An 18327-nucleotide genomic window follows, 5' to 3' on the forward strand; every position below is an offset into this window, starting at 1 on the left:
TGAGGTGACTTTTTTGAATTGTGATAAAATAGAAGGGAGAGGATGCACCTATGAGAAAATTTAAAATCTTTTTATTTATCGAAGCCTGTCTTCTGACAGGAGCTCTGATTTTGATGGTATCAGAGCATTTTTCGCGTTTTCTGCTGATTTTATTCCTCTTTTTGCTTTTGATTCGCTATTACACTGGTAAAGAGGGCAATAATCTTCTTTTAGTGGTTGCAACCATTCTCTTCTTTTTCATCGTCATGCTTAATCCCTTTGTGATTCTAGCTATTTTTGTTGCGGTTATCTATAGCCTCTTTCTTCTTTATCCGATGATGAATCAGGAAAAAGAGCAGACCAATTTGGTCTTTGAAGAGGTGGTAACGGTTAAGAAGGAGAAAAATCGTTGGTTTGGAAATCTCCATCATTTTTCAAGCTACCAGACTTGCCAGTTTGATGATATCAATCTCTTTCGTTTCATGGGGAAGGACACTATTCATCTGGAGAGGGTCATTCTAACCAATCATGACAATGTCATTATCCTCAGAAAGATGGTAGGAACGACCAAAATCATTGTGCCTGTAGATGTGGAAGTCAGTCTTAGCGTTAACTGTCTCTATGGTGATTTGACTTTTTTCAATCAACCCAAGCGAGCCCTCCGTAATGAACACTATCATCAAGAAACAAGAGACTATCTCAAGAGTAACAAGAGTGTCAAGATTTTCTTGACCACTATGATTGGCGATGTGGAGGTGGTTAGAGGATGAAAAAACAAGCCTATGTAATCATTGCTCTCACCTCCTTCCTGTTTGTCTTATTTTTCTCCCACAGCTTGCTGGAAATCCTTGACTTTGACTGGTCTATTTTCTTGCATGATGTCGAAAAAACAGAAAAATTTGTCTTTTTGTTGTTGATATTCAGCATGACCATGACCTGTCTCTTAGCCCTATTTTGGCGAGGTATTGAAGAGCTTTCTCTAAGAAAGATGCAGGCTAATCTCAAGCGTTTATTGGCAGGGCAAGAAGTGGTTCAGCTTGCAGATCCAGATTTGGATGCCAGTTTCAAGTCCTTGTCAGGTAAACTTAATCTTTTGACAGAAGCTCTTCAAAAAGCAGAAAATCAGAGTCTTGCTCAGGAAGAGGAAATCATCGAGAAGGAACGGAAGCGGATTGCTCGGGATTTGCACGATACCGTCAGTCAGGAGTTGTTTGCGGCTCACATGATTTTGTCAGGTGTCAGTCAACAGGCTTTGAAATTGGATAGAGAAAAGATGCAGATCCAGTTGCAGAGTGTCACAGCTATTGTAGAAACTGCCCAGAAGGATTTACGGGTCTTGCTCTTGCATTTGCGACCAGTTGAGCTGGAGCAGAAGAGTCTGGTTGAAGGAATTCAAATCCTTTTAAAAGAGCTTGAGGACAAGAGTGATCTCAAGGTTAGTTTCAAGCAAAATGTGACGAAATTGCCTAAGAAAATCGAGGAGCATATCTTCCGTATTCTGCAAGAGTTGATTAGCAATACCCTTCGCCATGCCCAGGCCTCTTGTCTGGATGTCTATCTCTATCAGACAGATTTTGAAGTACAGCTGAAGGTGGTGGACAATGGGATTGGTTTCCAGTTAGGGAACTTAGACGACTTGAGTTATGGACTGCGAAATATCAAAGAGAGGGTTGAAGATATGGCTGGAACAGTTCAACTCTTGACAGCTCCCAAGCAAGGACTGGCGGTTGATATCCGTATTCGCCTGCTTGATAAGGAATGATAAAGGAGTAAAGATGAAAATTTTACTAGTAGATGACCATGAAATGGTCCGATTGGGCTTGAAAAGCTACTTTGACCTCCAAGACGATGTAGAAGTTGTGGGTGAGGCATCCAACGGATCTCAGGGCATTGACTTGGCCTTGGAATTACGTCCAGATGTCATTGTCATGGATATCGTCATGCCTGAGATGAATGGAATTGATGCGACCTTGGCTATCCTCAAAGAATGGCCTGAAGCCAAGATTTTGATTGTAACTTCGTACTTGGACAATGAAAAAATCATGCCTGTCTTAAATGCAGGTGCTCGCGGCTATATGCTTAAGACTTCTAGTGCAGACGAACTGCTCCATGCTGTCCGTAAGGTGGCTGCTGGCGAGTTAGCTATTGAGCAAGAGGTTAGCAAGAAGGTCGAATACCACCGCAATCACATAGAACTACATGAGGACTTGACTGCGCGTGAGCGAGATGTACTTCAACTCATTGCCAAGGGCTACGAAAATCAGCGCATCGCTGATGAACTTTTTATCTCTCTCAAGACGGTTAAGACCCATGTGTCCAACATCCTAGCCAAGCTGGAAGTCAGCGATCGTACCCAGGCAGCGGTCTATGCCTTTCAGCACCACTTGGTGGGGCATGAGGATTTTTAATTGTTATATAAGAATAATATTGGGGAAATGATTGCGTTGAGTATCAAAGAAGTGAAGTAGCTCCAGCATGATTGAAAAGCGCAGTCATTACTTGAAAAAAGTCGCTCATTTATGTTATAATAGACTGTATTTAAAAATTTTAAGGAGAAATGACAGAATGTCTGTATCATTTGAAAACAAAGAAACAAACCGTGGTGTCTTGACTTTCACTATCTCTCAAGACCAAATCAAACCAGAATTGGACCGTGTCTTCAACTCAGTGAAGAAATCTCTTAATGTTCCAGGTTTCCGTAAAGGTCACCTTCCACGTCCTATCTTCGACAAAAAATTTGGTGAAGAATCACTTTACCAAGACGTTATAAACGCTCTTTTGCCAAACGCTTATGAAGCAGCTGTAAAAGAAGCTGGTCTTGAAGTCGTTGCGCAACCAAAAATTGACGTAACTTCAATGGAAAAAGGTCAAGACTGGGTTATCACTGCTGAAGTCGTTACAAAACCTGAAGTAAAATTGGGTGACTACAAAAACCTTGAAGTATCAGTAGATGTAGAAAAAGAAGTAACTGACGCTGACGTTGAAGAGCGTATCGAACGCGAACGCAACAACTTGGCTGAATTGGTTATCAAGGAAGCTGCTGCTGAAAACGGCGACACTGTTGTTATCGACTTTGTTGGTTCTATCGACGGTGTTGAATTTGATGGCGGAAAAGGTGAAAACTTCTCACTTGGACTTGGTTCAGGTCAATTCATCCCTGGTTTCGAAGATCAATTGGTAGGTCACTCAGCTGGTGAAACTGTTGATGTAGTTGTAACATTCCCAGAAGACTACCAAGCAGAAGATCTTGCAGGTAAAGAAGCTAAATTCGTAACAACTATCCACGAAGTAAAAGCAAAAGAAGTTCCAGCTCTTGACGATGAGCTTGCAAAAGACATCGATGAAGAAGTTGAAACACTTGCTGAATTGAAAGAAAAATACCGCAAGGAATTAGCTGAAGCTAAAGCAGAAGCTTACAAAGATGCAGTAGAAGGTGCAGCAATCGATAAAGCAGTTGAAAATGCTGAAATCGTAGAACTTCCAGAAGAAATGATCCACGAAGAAGTTCACCGTTCAGTAAACGAATTCCTTGGAAACTTGCAACGTCAAGGTATCAACCCTGACATGTACTTCCAAATCACTGGAACTACTCAAGAAGACCTTCACAATCAATACCAAGCAGAAGCTGAGTCACGTACTAAGACTAACCTTGTTATCGAAGCAGTTGCGAAAGCTGAAGGATTTGACGCTTCAGAAGAAGAAATCCAAAAAGAAATCGAGCAATTGGCAACAGACTACAACATGGAAGTGGCTCAAGTACAAAGCTTGCTTTCAGCTGATATGTTGAAACATGATATCACAATCAAAAAAGCTGTTGAATTGATCACAAGCACAGCAACAGTAAAATAATCTTAATAAGATAAAAGCCCACCTGAATTGGTGGGTTTTCTTATGCACTATTTTCCAAAAATCTCTTTGAGGTCTGCGTCTGTAATCCCAATCATGGCCGGGATGCTGTCCCAGTTTTCTTCGGTTAGGATGTAGGATTCTTCAGAGGCGCTTGATGCGACTGTTTCAGAGATAGCTTGTTGCTTTTCTTCAACATTCTCCAATAAATCACTGAAGCGTTCAATCAAATAGGTTTTTCGGGCAGTTCCGATGTGTTGGGTAGCATAATCAAAGGCCTGTAATTCGCCTAGTAAGATAAGCTTGCTTTTGGCGCGTGTAATGGCTGTATAGATGAGATTGCGCTCCAGCATACGCCTACTAGCACTAGTGATAGGTAGGATGACAACAGGGAACTCACTTCCCTGGGACTTATGGATGCTCATGGCATAGGCCAGGCGAATCTTGTACCATTCGTTACGTGGGTAAGAGACCTCGTTGCCATCAAAATCAATGACAATCTCGTCTTGTTTCGACTCGGTGTATTTACCAGGAATCAGGTCTGTGATAGCTCCCAAATCTCCATTAAATACATTGATTTCAGCGTCGTTGACCAAATGAATGACCTTGTCTCCCTTGCGATAGTGACACTGGGGAGCTTCAAAACTGAGTTGGTCTTTTTGTGGTGGATTGAGCAGGTCTTGCATGAGCTGATTGATAGCATCAATCCCTGCTGTCCCTCGGTACATGGGAGCCAGAACTTGGATATCACGGGCAGGAATACCACTTCTGAGGGCAGCGCCTAAGATTTTCTCAATGGTAGCAGGAATATGCCTACTAGCAATTTCAAAGTAGGAACGGTCAGCTTTTTTCTGGGTGAAATCAGCTGGCAAGATTCCCTGTCGAATCTGACTAGCTAGGGTGACGATGGTTGATTCTTCACTTTGACGATAAATTTTTTCCAAGCGAGTCTGAGGAATCAAGGGAATATGAAGCAGGTCGGCTAGAATCTGTCCAGGACTGACAGATGGTAGCTGGTCGCTGTCTCCCACGATAAGGATTTTACTGTTAGAAGAGATGTTGGAGAAGAGTTGATTGGCCAGCCAAGTATCCACCATGGAAAATTCATCTATGATGATAAAGTCGGCATCCAGATAATCTTCCAGATGACTGGTATCATCGTCCCCTGTCATTCCCAAGTGACGGTGTATAGTAGCGCTAGGCAAGCCTGTCAATTCATTCATGCGCCGAGCGGCTCGACCAGTTGGAGCAGCAAGAAGAATGGGCAGATTGCTTTTTTTCCTGAGGTCAAGTCCTTCTAAAAGGGCATAAACAGCGATGATCCCATTGATAACAGTTGTCTTACCAGTACCAGGTCCACCTGTCAGGATAAAGACCTTGTTCTGTATAGCGTCACAAATCGCCTGTTTTTGAATGCTATCGTACTCAATCCCCAGCTCTTCTTCGACAGTAGTGATATGCTTTTGAATGGTTTCTAAATCCTGGCTCTTCTGTTTTCCTTTTTCAAGGATACGAACCAAGTGACTGCGGATGCCTTCCTCCGCGAAAAAGAGGCTGTTGTCAAAAATCTTGGTATCAACCTGCTGAACCTTGTCTTCTTCGATTAGGTAGGAGAGTTCTTGGGCCACTTGGCTGGGATCCAGTTCCACGGGACGGGAAGATTCAAGGAGAGTTAGGGTTTGTTCCAACAAATCCCGTGCTTCAACATAGGTATCCCCTGTTTCCATACAGGCCTGAAAAAGACTATGAACTAGACCGGCGCGGAAGCGTTCAGGAGCCTGACTTTCGATGCCTAGTTCCTCCGCTAATTGGTCAGCAATGGTAAAGCCCAAACCCTTGATATCCTCAACCAGTTGGTAGGGATAATTTTCAACCACATCAAGGGTTTCTTCCTTGTAAAAGTCTTGAATCTGGAAGGCTAATTTATTGGGAATACCGTAGTTGGCAAGTTTGGCCAAAACCATCTCGGTTCCGTAGTTGAGGCGGAGAGTGGAGACGAAAGCCTCTCGATTTTTGGCAGAGAGTCCTGTGATGCCTTCTAACTTTTCTGGGTGTTGCAAAATTTCGTCAATGGTATTGTCGCCATAGGTATCCACGATTTTCTGAGCTGTCTTGAGACCAATTCCCTTGAAATGGCTACTTGAAAAGTACTTAACCAAGCCTTTGCTAGTTGGTTTTGCGCGTTCATAACGGCTGATTTGCAGTTGTTCCCCATACTTGGAGTGCTGGACAATTTGCCCCCAAAATGTATAGTCTTCTCCCTCAATCACATCAGCCATGGTTCCTGTGACAATGATTTCAAAATCATCAAAATCCTCTGCGTCTGTATCGTCGATTTCTAGGAGGAGGATGCGATAAAAATTGCTGGGATTTTCAAAAATAATCCGTTCAATGGTTCCTGAAAAATAAACTTCCATAAGATTCCTTTGCATAAATAGGTGAGAGTTAATACTCTTCGAAAATCTCTTCAAACCACGTCAGCTTCGCCTTGCCGTATATATGTTACTGACTTCGTCAGTTCTATCTACAACCTCAAAGCAGTGCTTTGAGCAACCTGCGGCTAGCTTCCTAGTTTGCTCTTTGATTTTCATTGAGTATAACTTTGTTTCTATCTTAATCAAACTGGGTAGCGAATAATCATATTCTCACGATAGAAGAAGAGGCAGAGATTCTTGATTCTCGGCCTCTTCGATTTCTTAAAATGTTCCGATACGGGTGATTGGCCAGAAGCGGAATTTAGCTTCCCCTGTGATATCTTTTGCTTTAAAGGTACCTACGTGGCGGCTGTCGCTCGAAACCAAGCGGTCGTCTCCGAGGAGAAGGTATTCTCCTTCTGGGACAGTAAAGCTAAAGTTGGTATTGTAGTTGACATCGACTGTGAAGGCTTGGGCTTTTTGAGCGATACTTCTAAAGAAAGTTCCTTTATTTCCTTCAAAGCCCTTGCCTGAGTAAGTGCTTTGTAGTTTGTCATCCTTGAAGCGTTTGATGTAGTCAGCTAGGTAAGGTTCGTCCGTTTCTTTATCATTGATGTAAAGTTTATCGTTCTCGTAACGGATAGTATCGCCAGGCATTCCAATTACGCGCTTGACGATGTCCTTATTGCCATCTTCCTCATGGGCAACCACGATATCAAAACGGTCAATAGGGAGGTGTTTGACAACAAAGAGGATTTCGCCATCCGCTAGGGTTGGATCCATGGAATGCCCTTCTACGCGGACATTGCTCCAAAAAAAGATACGACTTAAAGCTAGTAATGACAGAATCAGGAGGAACAATCCCCACTCTTTTAGGAAATTTTTAAATGAATTCATAACTTACCTTTCTAAGCGTTTTTTCGCTTTTTCAGTATTTTTAAAGTGCAGTTTGGCGCAGAAATTTAGTCCCTGCATACCATAGGCTTGTAAAATCTGGCTAGCCACCTTGTCAGAAGCCGTTCCAGCTCCACTTGGAAGTTGATAGCCCAGTTCTCGTCCCAGATTTTCAAGATTTTCTAGAAAGAGATCACGCGCAATGATAGAAGAAACTGCGACGGCCAAGTATTTGCCCTCGGCCTTTTCTTCTAGGCTAATAGGATTGCTGAAACGATTGGCCTCTTGCGCCAAGTACTTGTCATAATTTTTAGCACTGGTAAAGGCGTCAATCACAATTTTCTCGGGCTGGATGCCTTTTTGAAGGAGGAGATAGATAGCCTGATTATGGAGGGCAACCTTAACCGAAACAGCATTGTAGCGGTCTCCGATGACCTCGTTGTACTTGCTTGGTGAGAGAAGCAGTGCCTGGTGCTGGATTTTTTCTTTGAGGATAGGGGCAATCTGACGGATTTTTAGGTCGGTCAGAGTCTTGGAATCCCCTACACCGAGTTTTCGCAAGAAGGTATGCTGGTCAGGTGTGACAAAGGAAGCCACAACTGCAAGTCCACCAAAGTAGGAACCATTTCCTACCTCATCTGTCCCAATCAAAGGGAGATTTTGTCCGCTGGTTTGCTCTACAGCTTGATAGCCAAAGAAACGAGCGTATTTCTCAGCCCCTTCACCCTGAAGTAAGACCTTTCCAGAAGTATAGATAGAAACCGTTGCTTGGGGTAGCCTCAAAAAGTAGCGGATATAGGGATTCTTGCTGGGAGCCAGACTGGTTTGATAGTGTTCAAGAAAAGCCTGAATCTCCTTTTCACTTGGTGTGAGTGTTATACTTGCCATAGTTTCTATTGTACCATAAAAGCAGGCAAATTTGTAAAAACTGACAAAATTAGCGAATTTTGGTATAATATCGTGAGGTGAATTTTATGGCAAATCTAAATCGATTCAAATTTACATTCGGGAAAAAATCATTAACTTTGACAAGCGAGCATGATAACCTTTTTATGGAGGAAATCGCCAAGGTTGCGACAGAAAAATACCAAGCAATTAAAGAACAAATGCCTAGTGCAGACGATGAAACAATCGCTCTTTTGTTGGCAGTCAACTGTTTATCAACTCAGCTCAGCCGTGAGATTGAATTTGATGATAAGGAGCAAGAATTAGAAGAACTCCGTCACAAGCTTGTGACTTGCAAGCAAGAACAGAGCAAGATTGAGGATTCCTTATGATTTCACTCCTTCTTCTATTGGTCTTGGCTTGGGGATTTTATATCGGCTATCGGAGAGGCCTGCTCTTACAGGTTTATTACCTGATTTCAGCCATGGCATCGGCTTTTGTGGCCGGCCAGTTTTACAAGGGAATTGGAGAGCAATTTCATTTGCTGCTCCCTTATGCAAATCCGCAGGAAGGTCAGGGAACTTTCTTTTTCCCATCGGATCAACTTTTCCAGTTGGATAAGGTCTTTTACGCAGGTATCGGCTACTTGTTGGTTTTCGGGGTTGTCTATAGCATAGGTCGTTTGCTTGGTCTCCTCTTACACTTGATTCCTAGTAAAAAACTGGGTGGTAAGTTGTTCCAAGTTTCAGCAGGGATCTTGTCCATGTTGGTGACCTTATTTGTCTTGCAAATGGCCTTGACCATACTAGCAACCATTCCCATGGCAGCTATACAAAATCCTCTTGAAAAGAGTATCGTCGCAAAACACATCATCCAGAGCATACCAGTAACAACTAGTTGGCTCAAACAAATCTGGGTGACAAATTTAATCGGATAAAAAGGGCAGGAGTTTTCCTAGCCCTTTGTTTACAGATTTGACTCGAATCTATCAGAATATAAAAAGCTACCACACCTAGACATTCAAAGACAAGGAAATAAAGATGAATAAGAAAATATTAGAAACATTAGAGTTCAATAAGGTCAAGGCTTTGTTTGAACCCCATTTGTTGACCGAGCAGGGCTTGGAGCAATTGAGACAGCTGGCTCCGACTGCTAAGGCAGATAAAATTAAACAGGCTTTTGCTGAGATGAAGGAAATGCAGGCTCTCTTTATCGAGCAACCGCATTTTACCATTCTCGCAATTAAGGAAATCGCAGGAGTCTGCAAGCGGTTGGAGATGGGGGCAGATCTCAATATCGAGGAGTTCCTCCTCTTGAAGCGCGTGCTTCTTGCTAGCCGAGAACTGCAAAGTTTTTATGCCAATCTGGAAAATGTCAGCTTGGAAGAGTTAGCCCTTTGGTTTGAGAAATTACACGATTTTCCGCAATTACAAGGAAATCTCCAAGCCTTTAATGATGCAGGTTTTATTGAAAATTTTGCCAGTGAAGAATTGGCGCGCATCCGTCGAAAAATCCATGATAGTGAGAGTCAGGTACGCGATGTCTTGCAAGATTTGCTCAAGCAAAAGTCGCAGATGTTGACGGAAGGAATCGTTGCCAGCAGAAATGGCCGTCAGGTTTTACCAGTTAAAAATACCTACCGCAATAAGATTGCAGGTGTTGTTCATGATATTTCTGCCAGCGGAAACACCGTCTATATCGAACCCCGTGAGGTGGTCAAACTGAGCGAGGAAATTGCTAGTCTGCGAGCAGATGAGCGCTATGAAATGCTTCGAATTCTTCAAGAAATTTCTGAGCGTGTCCGACCTCATGCGGCTGAGATTGCTAATGACGCTTGGATTATCGGCCATCTGGACTTGATTCGTGCCAAGGTACGCTTTATCCAAGAAAGGCAAGCAGTCGTTCCTCAGCTGTCAGAAAATCAAGAGATTCAACTGCTCCATGTCTGTCATCCTTTGGTCAAAAATGCCGTCGCAAATGATGTCCATTTTGGCCAAGATTTAACAGCCATTGTCATTACAGGTCCCAATACGGGCGGGAAGACCATCATGCTTAAAACTCTGGGATTGACGCAGGTTATGGCTCAGTCAGGTTTGCCGATTTTAGCAGATAAGGGAAGTCGTGTTGGTATTTTTGAAGAAATCTTTGCCGATATTGGCGATGAGCAGTCTATTGAACAGAGCTTGTCTACCTTCTCTAGCCACATGACCAATATTGTGGATATTCTTGGTAAGGTCAACCAGCATTCGCTCTTGCTCTTGGATGAGTTGGGGGCTGGTACAGATCCCCAAGAGGGAGCCGCCCTTGCCATGGCTATTCTGGAGGACCTTCGCCTGCGTCAAGTCAAGACTATGGCGACTACCCACTATCCGGAACTCAAGGCCTACGGTATTGAGACAGCCTTTGTGCAAAATGCCAGCATGGAGTTTAATACTGCAACTCTACGCCCGACCTATCGCTTTATGCAGGGAGTTCCTGGCCGAAGCAATGCCTTTGAAATTGCTAAACGTTTAGGCTTATCTGAAGTTATTGTAGGGGAGGCAAGCCAGCAGGTCGATCAGGACAATGATGTCAATCGGATTATTGAGCAACTGGAAGAGCAGACGTTAGAGAGTCGCAAACGCTTGGACAATATCCGTGAGGTGGAGCAAGAAAATCTCAAGATGAATCGTGCGCTAAAAAAACTCTACAATGAACTCAATCGTGAAAAGGAAACCGAGCTTAATAAGGCGCGTGAACAGGCTGCTGAGATTGTGGCCATGGCCCTCAGTGAGAGTGACCAGATTCTCAAAAATCTCCACAGTAAGTCCCAGCTCAAACCTCATGAAATCATTGAAGCCAAGGCCAAGCTGAAAAAATTGGCTCCTGAAAAAGTGGACTTGTCTAAAAACAAGGTCCTTCAAAAGGCCAAGAAAAAACGTGCTCCAAAGGTGGGAGATGATATCGTTGTTCTCAGTTATGGACAGCGTGGTACCCTGACCAGTCAACTTAAGGATGGCCGTTGGGAAGCCCAAGTTGGCTTGATTAAGATGACCTTGGAAGAGAAAGAGTTTGACCTTGTTCAAGCCCAGCAAGAAAAGCAAGTCAAGAAGAAACAGGTCAATGTCGTGAAACGAACTTCTGGTCGTGGCCCACAAGCCAGACTGGACCTTCGAGGCAAACGTTATGAAGAGGCCATGAATGAGCTAGATGCCTTTATCGACCAAGCCTTGCTTAATAATATGGCTCAAGTTGATATCATTCATGGTATTGGAACAGGTGTCATCCGTGAAGGTGTCACCAAATACCTACAAAGAAACAAACATGTCAAGAGTTTCGGCTATGCCCCACAAAATGCTGGAGGGAGTGGCGCAACTATTGTCACTTTTAAAGGATAGCAGTATTCTGGACTTTATAAAGTAAAAACTGTTGAACTAATTTTTACTAATAAACACATTGACAAAAGCCAACATTTTTTGTAAAATAAGAATCAATTAAATACCAACACCGAATGAAGTTTAATAGAAGTGGGGAATCGTTTGATTTTCCATGACTGTAAATGGACGGAACTCTGGAGAGACCGTAAAGGCACCGAAGGGGCAAGGCAGGCAACTGCTCAAACTCTCAGGTAAAAGGACAGAGCTAGGATAGACCGCTTTTTAGCATTTATCTAAGCATTCCAGAGTACATGTATCTTGCATGTGCTCTTTCTTTTGGGGTTGAAAAGATAGGAGAAGGAAATGTTAGAATTGCTTAAATCAATCGATGCTTTTGCTTGGGGACCGCCCCTCTTGATTTTATTGGTCGGAACAGGGCTTTACCTAACTATTCGGCTAGGACTCTTGCAGGTTTTGCGTCTGCCCAAGGCCTTTCAGCTTATTTTTATCCAGGATAAGGGACATGGGGATGTATCCAGTTTTGCAGCTCTGTGTACAGCCTTGGCATCAACCGTTGGAACAGGGAATATCATAGGGGTTGCGACGGCTATCAAGGTGGGGGGGCCTGGAGCCCTCTTTTGGATGTGGATGGCGGCTTTCTTTGGAATGGCTACCAAGTATGCGGAAGGACTCTTGGCCATCAAATACCGCACCAAGGACGACCATGGTGCAGTAGCGGGAGGTCCCATGCATTATATCCTTCTAGGGATGGGAAAAAAGTGGCGTCCACTTGCTGTTTTGTTTGCAGTAGCAGGAGTACTGGTTGCTCTCTTGGGAATCGGAACCTTCACTCAAGTTAACTCGATTACAGAATCTATCCAGAATACAACGACTATTTCGCCAGCTATCACTGCTCTCGTCTTGTCTGTCTTTGTAGCGATTGCAGTCTTTGGCGGACTCAAGTCCATTTCAAAGGTTTCAACTACTGTTGTGCCTTTTATGGCTATCATTTATATCTTAGGAACTCTTACAGTTATTTTCTTTAATATCGGGAAAATTCCTTCTACAATTGCTTTAGTCTTTACCTCAGCTTTTAATCCCCTTGCTGCGGTAGGTGGATTTGCTGGTGCTAGCGTTCGGATGGCTATTCAAAATGGTGTGGCGCGTGGTGTGTTCTCAAATGAATCTGGTCTGGGTTCTGCTCCCATTGCAGCTGCTGCGGCTAAGACAAATGAACCAGTAGAGCAAGGTTTGATTTCCATGACAGGAACCTTTATTGACACCCTCATTATCTGTACTCTGACTGGTTTGACCATCTTGGTAACTGGTGTTTGGAGTGGTGACTTGAATGGAGTGGCTTTGACTCAGTCAGCCTTCTCAACAGTCTTTTCACACTTTGGACCTGCCCTCTTAACCATCTTCCTTGTTCTCTTTGCCTTTACAACGATTCTAGGTTGGAACTACTATGGAGAACGCTGTTTTGAGTTCCTCTTTGGGGTTCGCTTTATCTGGCTCTACCGTGTGGTTTTTGTGCTCATGGTCTTGCTGGGAGGATTTATCGAGTTGGATATGGTTTGGATTATCGCAGATATTGTCAACGCCTTGATGGCTCTGCCAAACTTGATTGCCCTCTTGGTCTTGTCGCCAGTCGTTATTGCTGAAACTAAAAAGTATTTTGATAAATAATGGAATCACACACCGCGTGTGATTTTTTGCTTTCATAAAAAATTTCTATCAGTGTAATTTAAAATATATATTATACAAGGTATAGAATCTGTGATAGACTAGATTTCAACAACATGAAAAGAGGTTTTATGATGACAACATTTACAATTCATACAGTAGAATCAGCGCCAGCAGAAGTGAAAGAGGTTCTTGAAACAGTAGAAAAAGATAACAATGGCTATATTCCCAACCTAATCGGTCTCTTGGCTAATGCACCGACTGCTTTAGAGGCTTATCGTACTGTCGGAGCTATCAACCGTCGCAATAGCCTGACACCCGTTGAGCGCGAAGTCGTGCAAATCACGGCAGCCGTGACCAATGGTTGTGCCTTCTGTGTTGCAGGTCACACAGCCTTTTCAATCAAACAAATCCAGATGAATGATGATCTGCTTCAAGCCCTTCGCAATCGTACTCCAATTGAAACAGATCCTAAATTGGACACCCTAGCTAAGTTTACCTTGGCAGTTATCAATACCAAGGGTCGTGTAGGAGATGAAGCCTTAGCTGAGTTTTTAGAAGCTGGTTATAGCCAACAAAATGCCTTGGATGTGGTTCTTGGTGTCAGTCTAGCAAGCCTCTGTAACTATGCCAACAATCTAGCTAATACCCCAATTAACCCAGAATTGCAACCTTATGCTTAATTCATATCTGAGTAAAATGAAGTCTGAAATAATCGGACTTCGTTTTTTTTTTTTTAATACTCAATGAAAGTCAAAGAGCAAACTAGGAGGCTAACCGCAGGTTGCTCAAAACAGTGTTTTGAGGTTGCAGATAGAAGCTGACGTGGTTTGAAGAGATTTTCGATGAGTATTAAGTCCTCATTTAAGCACTTTTATGATATACTGAAACTAACATGATTATTGGAGGTTAGGATGAAAAAACTCCCCTTAGTATTTTCAGGTTGTTTGCTAGGTTTGGCAGGAGCTGGAAATCTTATTTTAGATACGTTGCCGGTTCTGTCCCATCTGTTGAGTCTGACAGGTTTGATTTTGTGGATTTACTTTCTGATTCTTCATCTCTTTAATTGGAAGGAAACCAAGCAAGAATTGACCAAGCCCCCTCTTTTATCAGGGATGGCAACCTTTCCCATGGCTGGGATGATTTTATCAACTTATGTCTTTCGCGTATTCCCTCATCTTCCTTTGGTAGCGCAAGGGCTCTGGTGGTTTTCATTTTTCTTGGACTTGGCCTTGATTGCTGATTTCACCATCAAGTTTGCCTGTCCAGGTCGTAGGGTTCATGCGACTCCTAGCTGGACGGTTCTCTATGTGGGGATAGCGGTGGCTGCCTTGACCTATCCTCTGGTAGGCATCATCGAAATTGCCTATGCGACCTTGAGTTTTGGTTTTCTCTTGACCTTCTATCTCTATCCCCTTATTTATAGCGATTTAAAGAAACATCCACTCCCACTAGCCTTGCTTGGACAAGAAGGAATCTATTGCGCTCCCTTCTCTCTACTCTTGGCTTCTCTAGTTCGAGTTGGAGGAGCCAGTCTACCGACTTGGCTCTTGATTGTCATGATCTTGTCTTCTCAATCTTTCTTTTTCTTTGTTTTGACTCGCCTACCCAATATTTTAAAGCAAGGCTTTCAACCAGCCTTCTCAGCCCTCACTTTCCCGACCATTATCACAGCTACTTCGCTTAAGATGGCTCAGGGAATCTTGAAACTTCCATTTTTGGATTATTTGGTAGTGGCTGAAACCGCTATTTGCTTAATTATTTTACTCTTTGTATTAGGCGCTTATCTGATTTGGTTACGAAAAAAGGTCTAGCTAGAAATAGCTAAACCTTATTTTTTATGGTTTGATGACTTCAGCTCCACCCATGTATGGACGAAGAACTTCTGGGATGGTCACAGAACCATCTGCATTTTGGTAGTTTTCAAGAATAGCAGCCACTGTACGTCCAACTGCAAGTCCAGAACCATTCAAGGTATGGAGCAATTTCACCTTGCCATCTGCTTCATCACGGTAACGGATTTGGGCACGACGGGCTTGGAAATCTTCTGTGTTTGAACAACTTGAGATTTCACGGTAGGTATTTTGTGCTGGAATCCAAACTTCCAAGTCGTAAGTCTTAGCAGCTGAGAAGCCCATATCTCCTGTAGAGAGAGCAACGACACGGTATGGAAGGTTGAGTTTTTGAAGAATATTTTCAGCGTTGGCTGTCATTTTTTCCAATTCTTCGTAAGATTCTTCTGGCTTGGCAAATTTGACCATTTCAACCTTGTGGAATTGGTGCAAACGAATCAAGCCACGAGTATCACGGCCAGCTGAACCAGCCTCAGAACGGAATGATGGACTCATAGCAGTGAAGTAAATTGGCAGGTCTTTGCCGTCAAGGATTTCATCACGGTAGTAGTTTGTCAGAGGAACTTCAGCTGTAGGGATAAGGACATAATTGCTGTCGCTCAATTCAAAAGTATCTTCCTTGAATTTTGGATATTGACCAGTACCAAACATAGAGTCATGGTTAACCATGTAAGGTGTGATGACTTCAGTATAGCCTTCTTTGCCATGTTCATCCAACATAAAGTTGTAGATAGCACGTTCTAAACGAGCACCGAGGCCTTTATAGAAGAGGAAGCGAGCGCCTGTTACCTTACCACCGCGTTCCCAATCAAGGATACCAAGGTCTTCACCGAGATCCCAGTGAGCTTTTGGCTCAAAGTCAAACTCGCGTGGAGTCCCCCAACGGCGAACTTCCACATTGTCATCTTCATCAGCCCCAACAGGAACACTGTCAGCTGGGATGTTAGGAAGAGTCGTTGTAAATTCTGTTAATTTAGCATCTATTTCTGCCAATTCAGCATCCAAGGCTTTGACTTCAGCAGATAGAGTTTGCATGGCAGCAATCTTGTCATCTGCATTTTCCTTGTTGCGCTTAGCTTGGGCAATCTCAGCAGAAACTGTGTTACGTTCTGCCTTGAGAGTTTCAACCTTGACCAAGATGTCACGACGCTTAGCATCGATTTCTTTCATCTCATTCAAGACAGCAGCATCTACACCACGTGTAGCCAATTTTTCTGCGACAGCTTCAAAGTCTGTACGAATACGTTTGATATCTAACATAAGAACTCCTTTATGAAAAAAGCACACCTGACAAAGCGTTGGAGTGGCAGGGCCACGGTTCCATCCAACTTCACAGGTGTGCACTCGATTGTGTATGCAATTGTTACTAACGGTAGAATTTCACCTATCTCTCCTATCTGCTCGCAGCACCCGCAGACTTTCTGAAAGAAGAAGATAACCTACTTATCCGTTGCTATGATTATACTAAAGTTTCTACTTTTTTGCAAATAGAATTTTAAATTTTTGGCTAATTGTCTGAATCAGGGTCGGAAGTTTTACGACCTTGTCATTTCCCAGCTTTTCGCGTGCAATTTTAAGAATGGCACCTGAGTCTTTTGAGGCAAAGAGGAATTTTCCTTTGTCTGTAAAGACTTCGAAGTGGCGACTGATTTTGCGACCAGAAACGTTAGCTCCAATTTGGTTGATATGGCTCCAAGGAATCTGGATAAATTGTTCAACATTGACATCTGGGTAAAATTCCAGAGCCTGATCTCCGACAAGAAATTTCCCAACTTTCCCAGCTATAGAGAGGTAGGAGGTACCTGTCGTATTGAGAAGAACAGTTTTGTTAAGAGATTGGGCCATGACTAGTCTTCCTTACTTTCACCGAAAAAGGCATTGTAAAGGGCTTTAATAGCTGCTTTTTCTTGGTCCTTATTGACAACGAACATGATAGAAACTTCACTAGAACCTTGAGACATCATCTGGATGTTGATCTTATTTTCAGATAGAGCGCGTGTCGCAGTAGCAGTGACACCAATATGACTCTTCATCTTTTCTCCAACAATCATAATGATAGAAAGGTCGTGTTCGATTTCTGCATGGTCTACTTCAGCCTTTTGAACCAACTGACGAAGGATTTCTTCTTCCTTTATAGGAGTTAGTTCGCGAGAACGGAGGATGATTGAAAGATCGTCGATACCTGTTGGCATATGTTCCCAACCGATGTTAAGATCTTCAAGGATTTGCAGGACCTTGCGACCAAATCCAACCTCACGGTTCATGAGGTATTTAGACATATTAATGCTGACAAAACCTGAATCACCAGCAATTCCCACAACTGGAAATTCATCACTACTGTGTTTTAGAACGATACGAGTACCTGGATGGTCAGGGTTGTTGGTATTTTTGATAACAAGGGGGATTTTTCCACGGTAGGCAGGTAGAAGGGCTTCGTCATGAAGGACTGAGAACCCTGCATAGGCCAATTCACGCATTTCACGGTAGGTCAACTCAGGGATCGAGTGTGGTTGGTGAATAATACCAGGGTGGGCTGCAAAGATACCATCAACATCCGTAAAGTTTTCATAGAGGTCAGCCTTAACCCCTGCAGCAATGATAGAACCTGTAATATCAGAGCCTCCACGTGAGAAGGTACAGATTTGATTTTCCTTAGTAACTCCAAAGAAACCAGGAATAACAAGTACTTCATTTGCATTTGTCAATTCTTCAATCTTGTCATAACTTGATGGAATGATGCGAGCGTGACCAGGTTCACTTGTGACCACAATACCAGCTTCTCTAGGATGCACATAGCGTGCATCGATCCCGTTTTGGTTAAAGTAGGCAGCAATCAATTTAGCATTGTTATTTTCACCAGCTGCTAGGAAAGTATCGTAGAGAAATTCATTTTCATCAATAGGAAGAGTGGCTAAGGCGCGAATGCTTTTAGAAATTTTTTCTAAAACAGCTGGTTTTAGCCCTAGTTCACTAACCATAGCAGCATAGCGGTCGATAATCCAGTTTTGACTCTTACTAATATCGTTACCAGCAACATAGTCGCGGTAGTATTTAATCAAGGCATCCGTAACCTTAGTATCTTCAGCATTGCGTTTTCCTGGTGCAGAAACAACTACAAAACGACGCTCTGAATCGCTTTTGACGATGTTTAAAACTTTTTCTAATTGACTAGCAGAGGCAAGAGAGCTACCTCCAAATTTAACAACCTTCATAAGAACTCCTAAAGTAAGTATTTTATACGATTATAGCAGAAAGAAAGGCTTTTTTCAATGAAGAAAATAAGATGCTTTCTAGTTATAAAGCGAGCCTTTCTAATCGGCTGAGACACTTTCAGTTGATTTTTTCTTGCTTTCTGTTCCTAAAAAAGATATACTTTGAAAATAAAATGATTTAACAATCAATGAAAATCAAAGAGCA

The 18327-nt window shown here is 42.9% G+C and carries 16 protein-coding genes and 1 riboswitch; of the genes, 10 read left to right on the plus strand and 6 right to left on the minus strand.

Features of this window, described 5'->3' with window-relative positions; all coding sequences use genetic code 11:
* Nucleotides 1-50: 50 nt before the first annotated feature.
* From liaF to tig, 4 genes are all read left to right on the plus strand, one after another.
* Nucleotides 51-749 carry a cell wall-active antibiotics response protein LiaF gene (liaF, locus tag HT698_RS02935; protein ID WP_173217970.1) on the plus strand — a complete coding sequence of 233 codons (699 nt, stop codon included), beginning with the start codon at nt 51-53 and terminating at the stop codon, nt 747-749.
* On the plus strand, nt 746-1741 hold the full coding sequence (locus tag HT698_RS02940; protein WP_054373750.1) for a sensor histidine kinase: 996 nt from the start codon (nt 746-748) through the stop codon (nt 1739-1741). Before liaF ends, HT698_RS02940 begins: the two co-directional genes overlap by 4 nt.
* Before the next feature lie 13 nt (nt 1742-1754).
* The gene (locus HT698_RS02945; protein WP_173217968.1) at nt 1755-2387 is read left to right on the plus strand and encodes a response regulator transcription factor; all 633 of its coding nucleotides are present in this window, start codon (nt 1755-1757) and stop codon (nt 2385-2387) included.
* Between the two features lie 157 nt (nt 2388-2544).
* Nucleotides 2545-3828 (plus strand): trigger factor, encoded by a 1284-nt coding sequence (tig, locus tag HT698_RS02950; RefSeq protein ID WP_173217965.1) that lies wholly within the window; start codon nt 2545-2547, stop codon nt 3826-3828.
* Between the two features lie 47 nt (nt 3829-3875).
* Here tig and HT698_RS02955 read toward each other — a convergent pair whose 3' ends face one another.
* The 3 genes from HT698_RS02955 to rnhC form a co-directional block, all read right to left on the minus strand.
* Nucleotides 3876-6242, minus strand: coding sequence for an ATP-dependent RecD-like DNA helicase (locus tag HT698_RS02955; protein WP_173218062.1), 2367 nt, complete (start codon nt 6240-6242; stop codon nt 3876-3878).
* Nucleotides 6243-6521: 279 nt separating this feature from the next.
* Complete coding sequence (lepB, locus tag HT698_RS02960; RefSeq protein ID WP_001083986.1) at nt 6522-7136, minus strand: signal peptidase I; 615 nt, start codon at nt 7134-7136, stop codon at nt 6522-6524.
* A gap of 3 nt (nt 7137-7139) precedes the next feature.
* A complete protein-coding gene (gene rnhC, locus HT698_RS02965) occupies nt 7140-8021 on the minus strand; it encodes a ribonuclease HIII (RefSeq protein ID WP_173217963.1) in 882 nt (293 codons plus the stop codon).
* An 86-nt stretch (nt 8022-8107) separates the two neighbouring features.
* Here rnhC and zapA point away from each other — a divergent pair, with 86 nt between their 5' ends.
* The 6 genes from zapA to HT698_RS02995 all read left to right on the plus strand — a co-directional run bounded on the left by zapA (nt 8108) and on the right by HT698_RS02995 (nt 14871).
* Nucleotides 8108-8410: a cell division protein ZapA gene (gene zapA / locus HT698_RS02970; RefSeq protein WP_000002019.1), complete on the plus strand. Its 303-nt coding sequence runs from the start codon at nt 8108-8110 to the stop codon at nt 8408-8410.
* The gene (locus HT698_RS02975; RefSeq protein WP_173217961.1) at nt 8407-8955 is read left to right on the plus strand and encodes a CvpA family protein; all 549 of its coding nucleotides are present in this window, start codon (nt 8407-8409) and stop codon (nt 8953-8955) included. The genes zapA and HT698_RS02975 overlap by 4 nt, the downstream gene beginning before the upstream one ends.
* Before the next feature lie 103 nt (nt 8956-9058).
* Nucleotides 9059-11395 carry an endonuclease MutS2 gene (locus tag HT698_RS02980; RefSeq protein WP_173217959.1) on the plus strand — a complete coding sequence of 779 codons (2337 nt, stop codon included), beginning with the start codon at nt 9059-9061 and terminating at the stop codon, nt 11393-11395.
* Between the two features lie 163 nt (nt 11396-11558).
* A riboswitch (glycine riboswitch) is annotated at nt 11559-11647 on the plus strand.
* Nucleotides 11648-11737: 90 nt separating this feature from the next.
* The gene (locus HT698_RS02985; RefSeq protein WP_112444382.1) at nt 11738-13060 is read left to right on the plus strand and encodes a sodium:alanine symporter family protein; all 1323 of its coding nucleotides are present in this window, start codon (nt 11738-11740) and stop codon (nt 13058-13060) included.
* A gap of 131 nt (nt 13061-13191) precedes the next feature.
* Complete coding sequence (locus HT698_RS02990; RefSeq protein ID WP_000206767.1) at nt 13192-13740, plus strand: carboxymuconolactone decarboxylase family protein; 549 nt, start codon at nt 13192-13194, stop codon at nt 13738-13740.
* Between the two features lie 231 nt (nt 13741-13971).
* On the plus strand, nt 13972-14871 hold the full coding sequence (locus tag HT698_RS02995) for a TDT family transporter (protein WP_173217957.1): 900 nt from the start codon (nt 13972-13974) through the stop codon (nt 14869-14871).
* Nucleotides 14872-14895: 24 nt separating this feature from the next.
* Here the strand turns inward: HT698_RS02995 and serS are convergent, their stop codons facing one another.
* From serS to HT698_RS03010, 3 genes are all read right to left on the minus strand, one after another.
* Complete coding sequence (gene serS / locus HT698_RS03000; protein WP_173217955.1) at nt 14896-16170, minus strand: serine--tRNA ligase; 1275 nt, start codon at nt 16168-16170, stop codon at nt 14896-14898.
* Nucleotides 16171-16383: 213 nt separating this feature from the next.
* Nucleotides 16384-16755 (minus strand): DUF956 family protein, encoded by a 372-nt coding sequence (locus HT698_RS03005; protein WP_173217953.1) that lies wholly within the window; start codon nt 16753-16755, stop codon nt 16384-16386.
* A 2-nt stretch (nt 16756-16757) separates the two neighbouring features.
* Nucleotides 16758-18122, minus strand: a complete 1365-nt coding sequence (locus HT698_RS03010) for an aspartate kinase (RefSeq protein WP_045612220.1) — start codon at nt 18120-18122, stop codon at nt 16758-16760.
* Nucleotides 18123-18327: the final 205 nt, after the last annotated feature.

This window comes from Streptococcus sp. 3109 (assembly GCF_013276905.1).
Taxonomy (GTDB): Bacteria; Bacillota; Bacilli; order Lactobacillales; family Streptococcaceae; genus Streptococcus.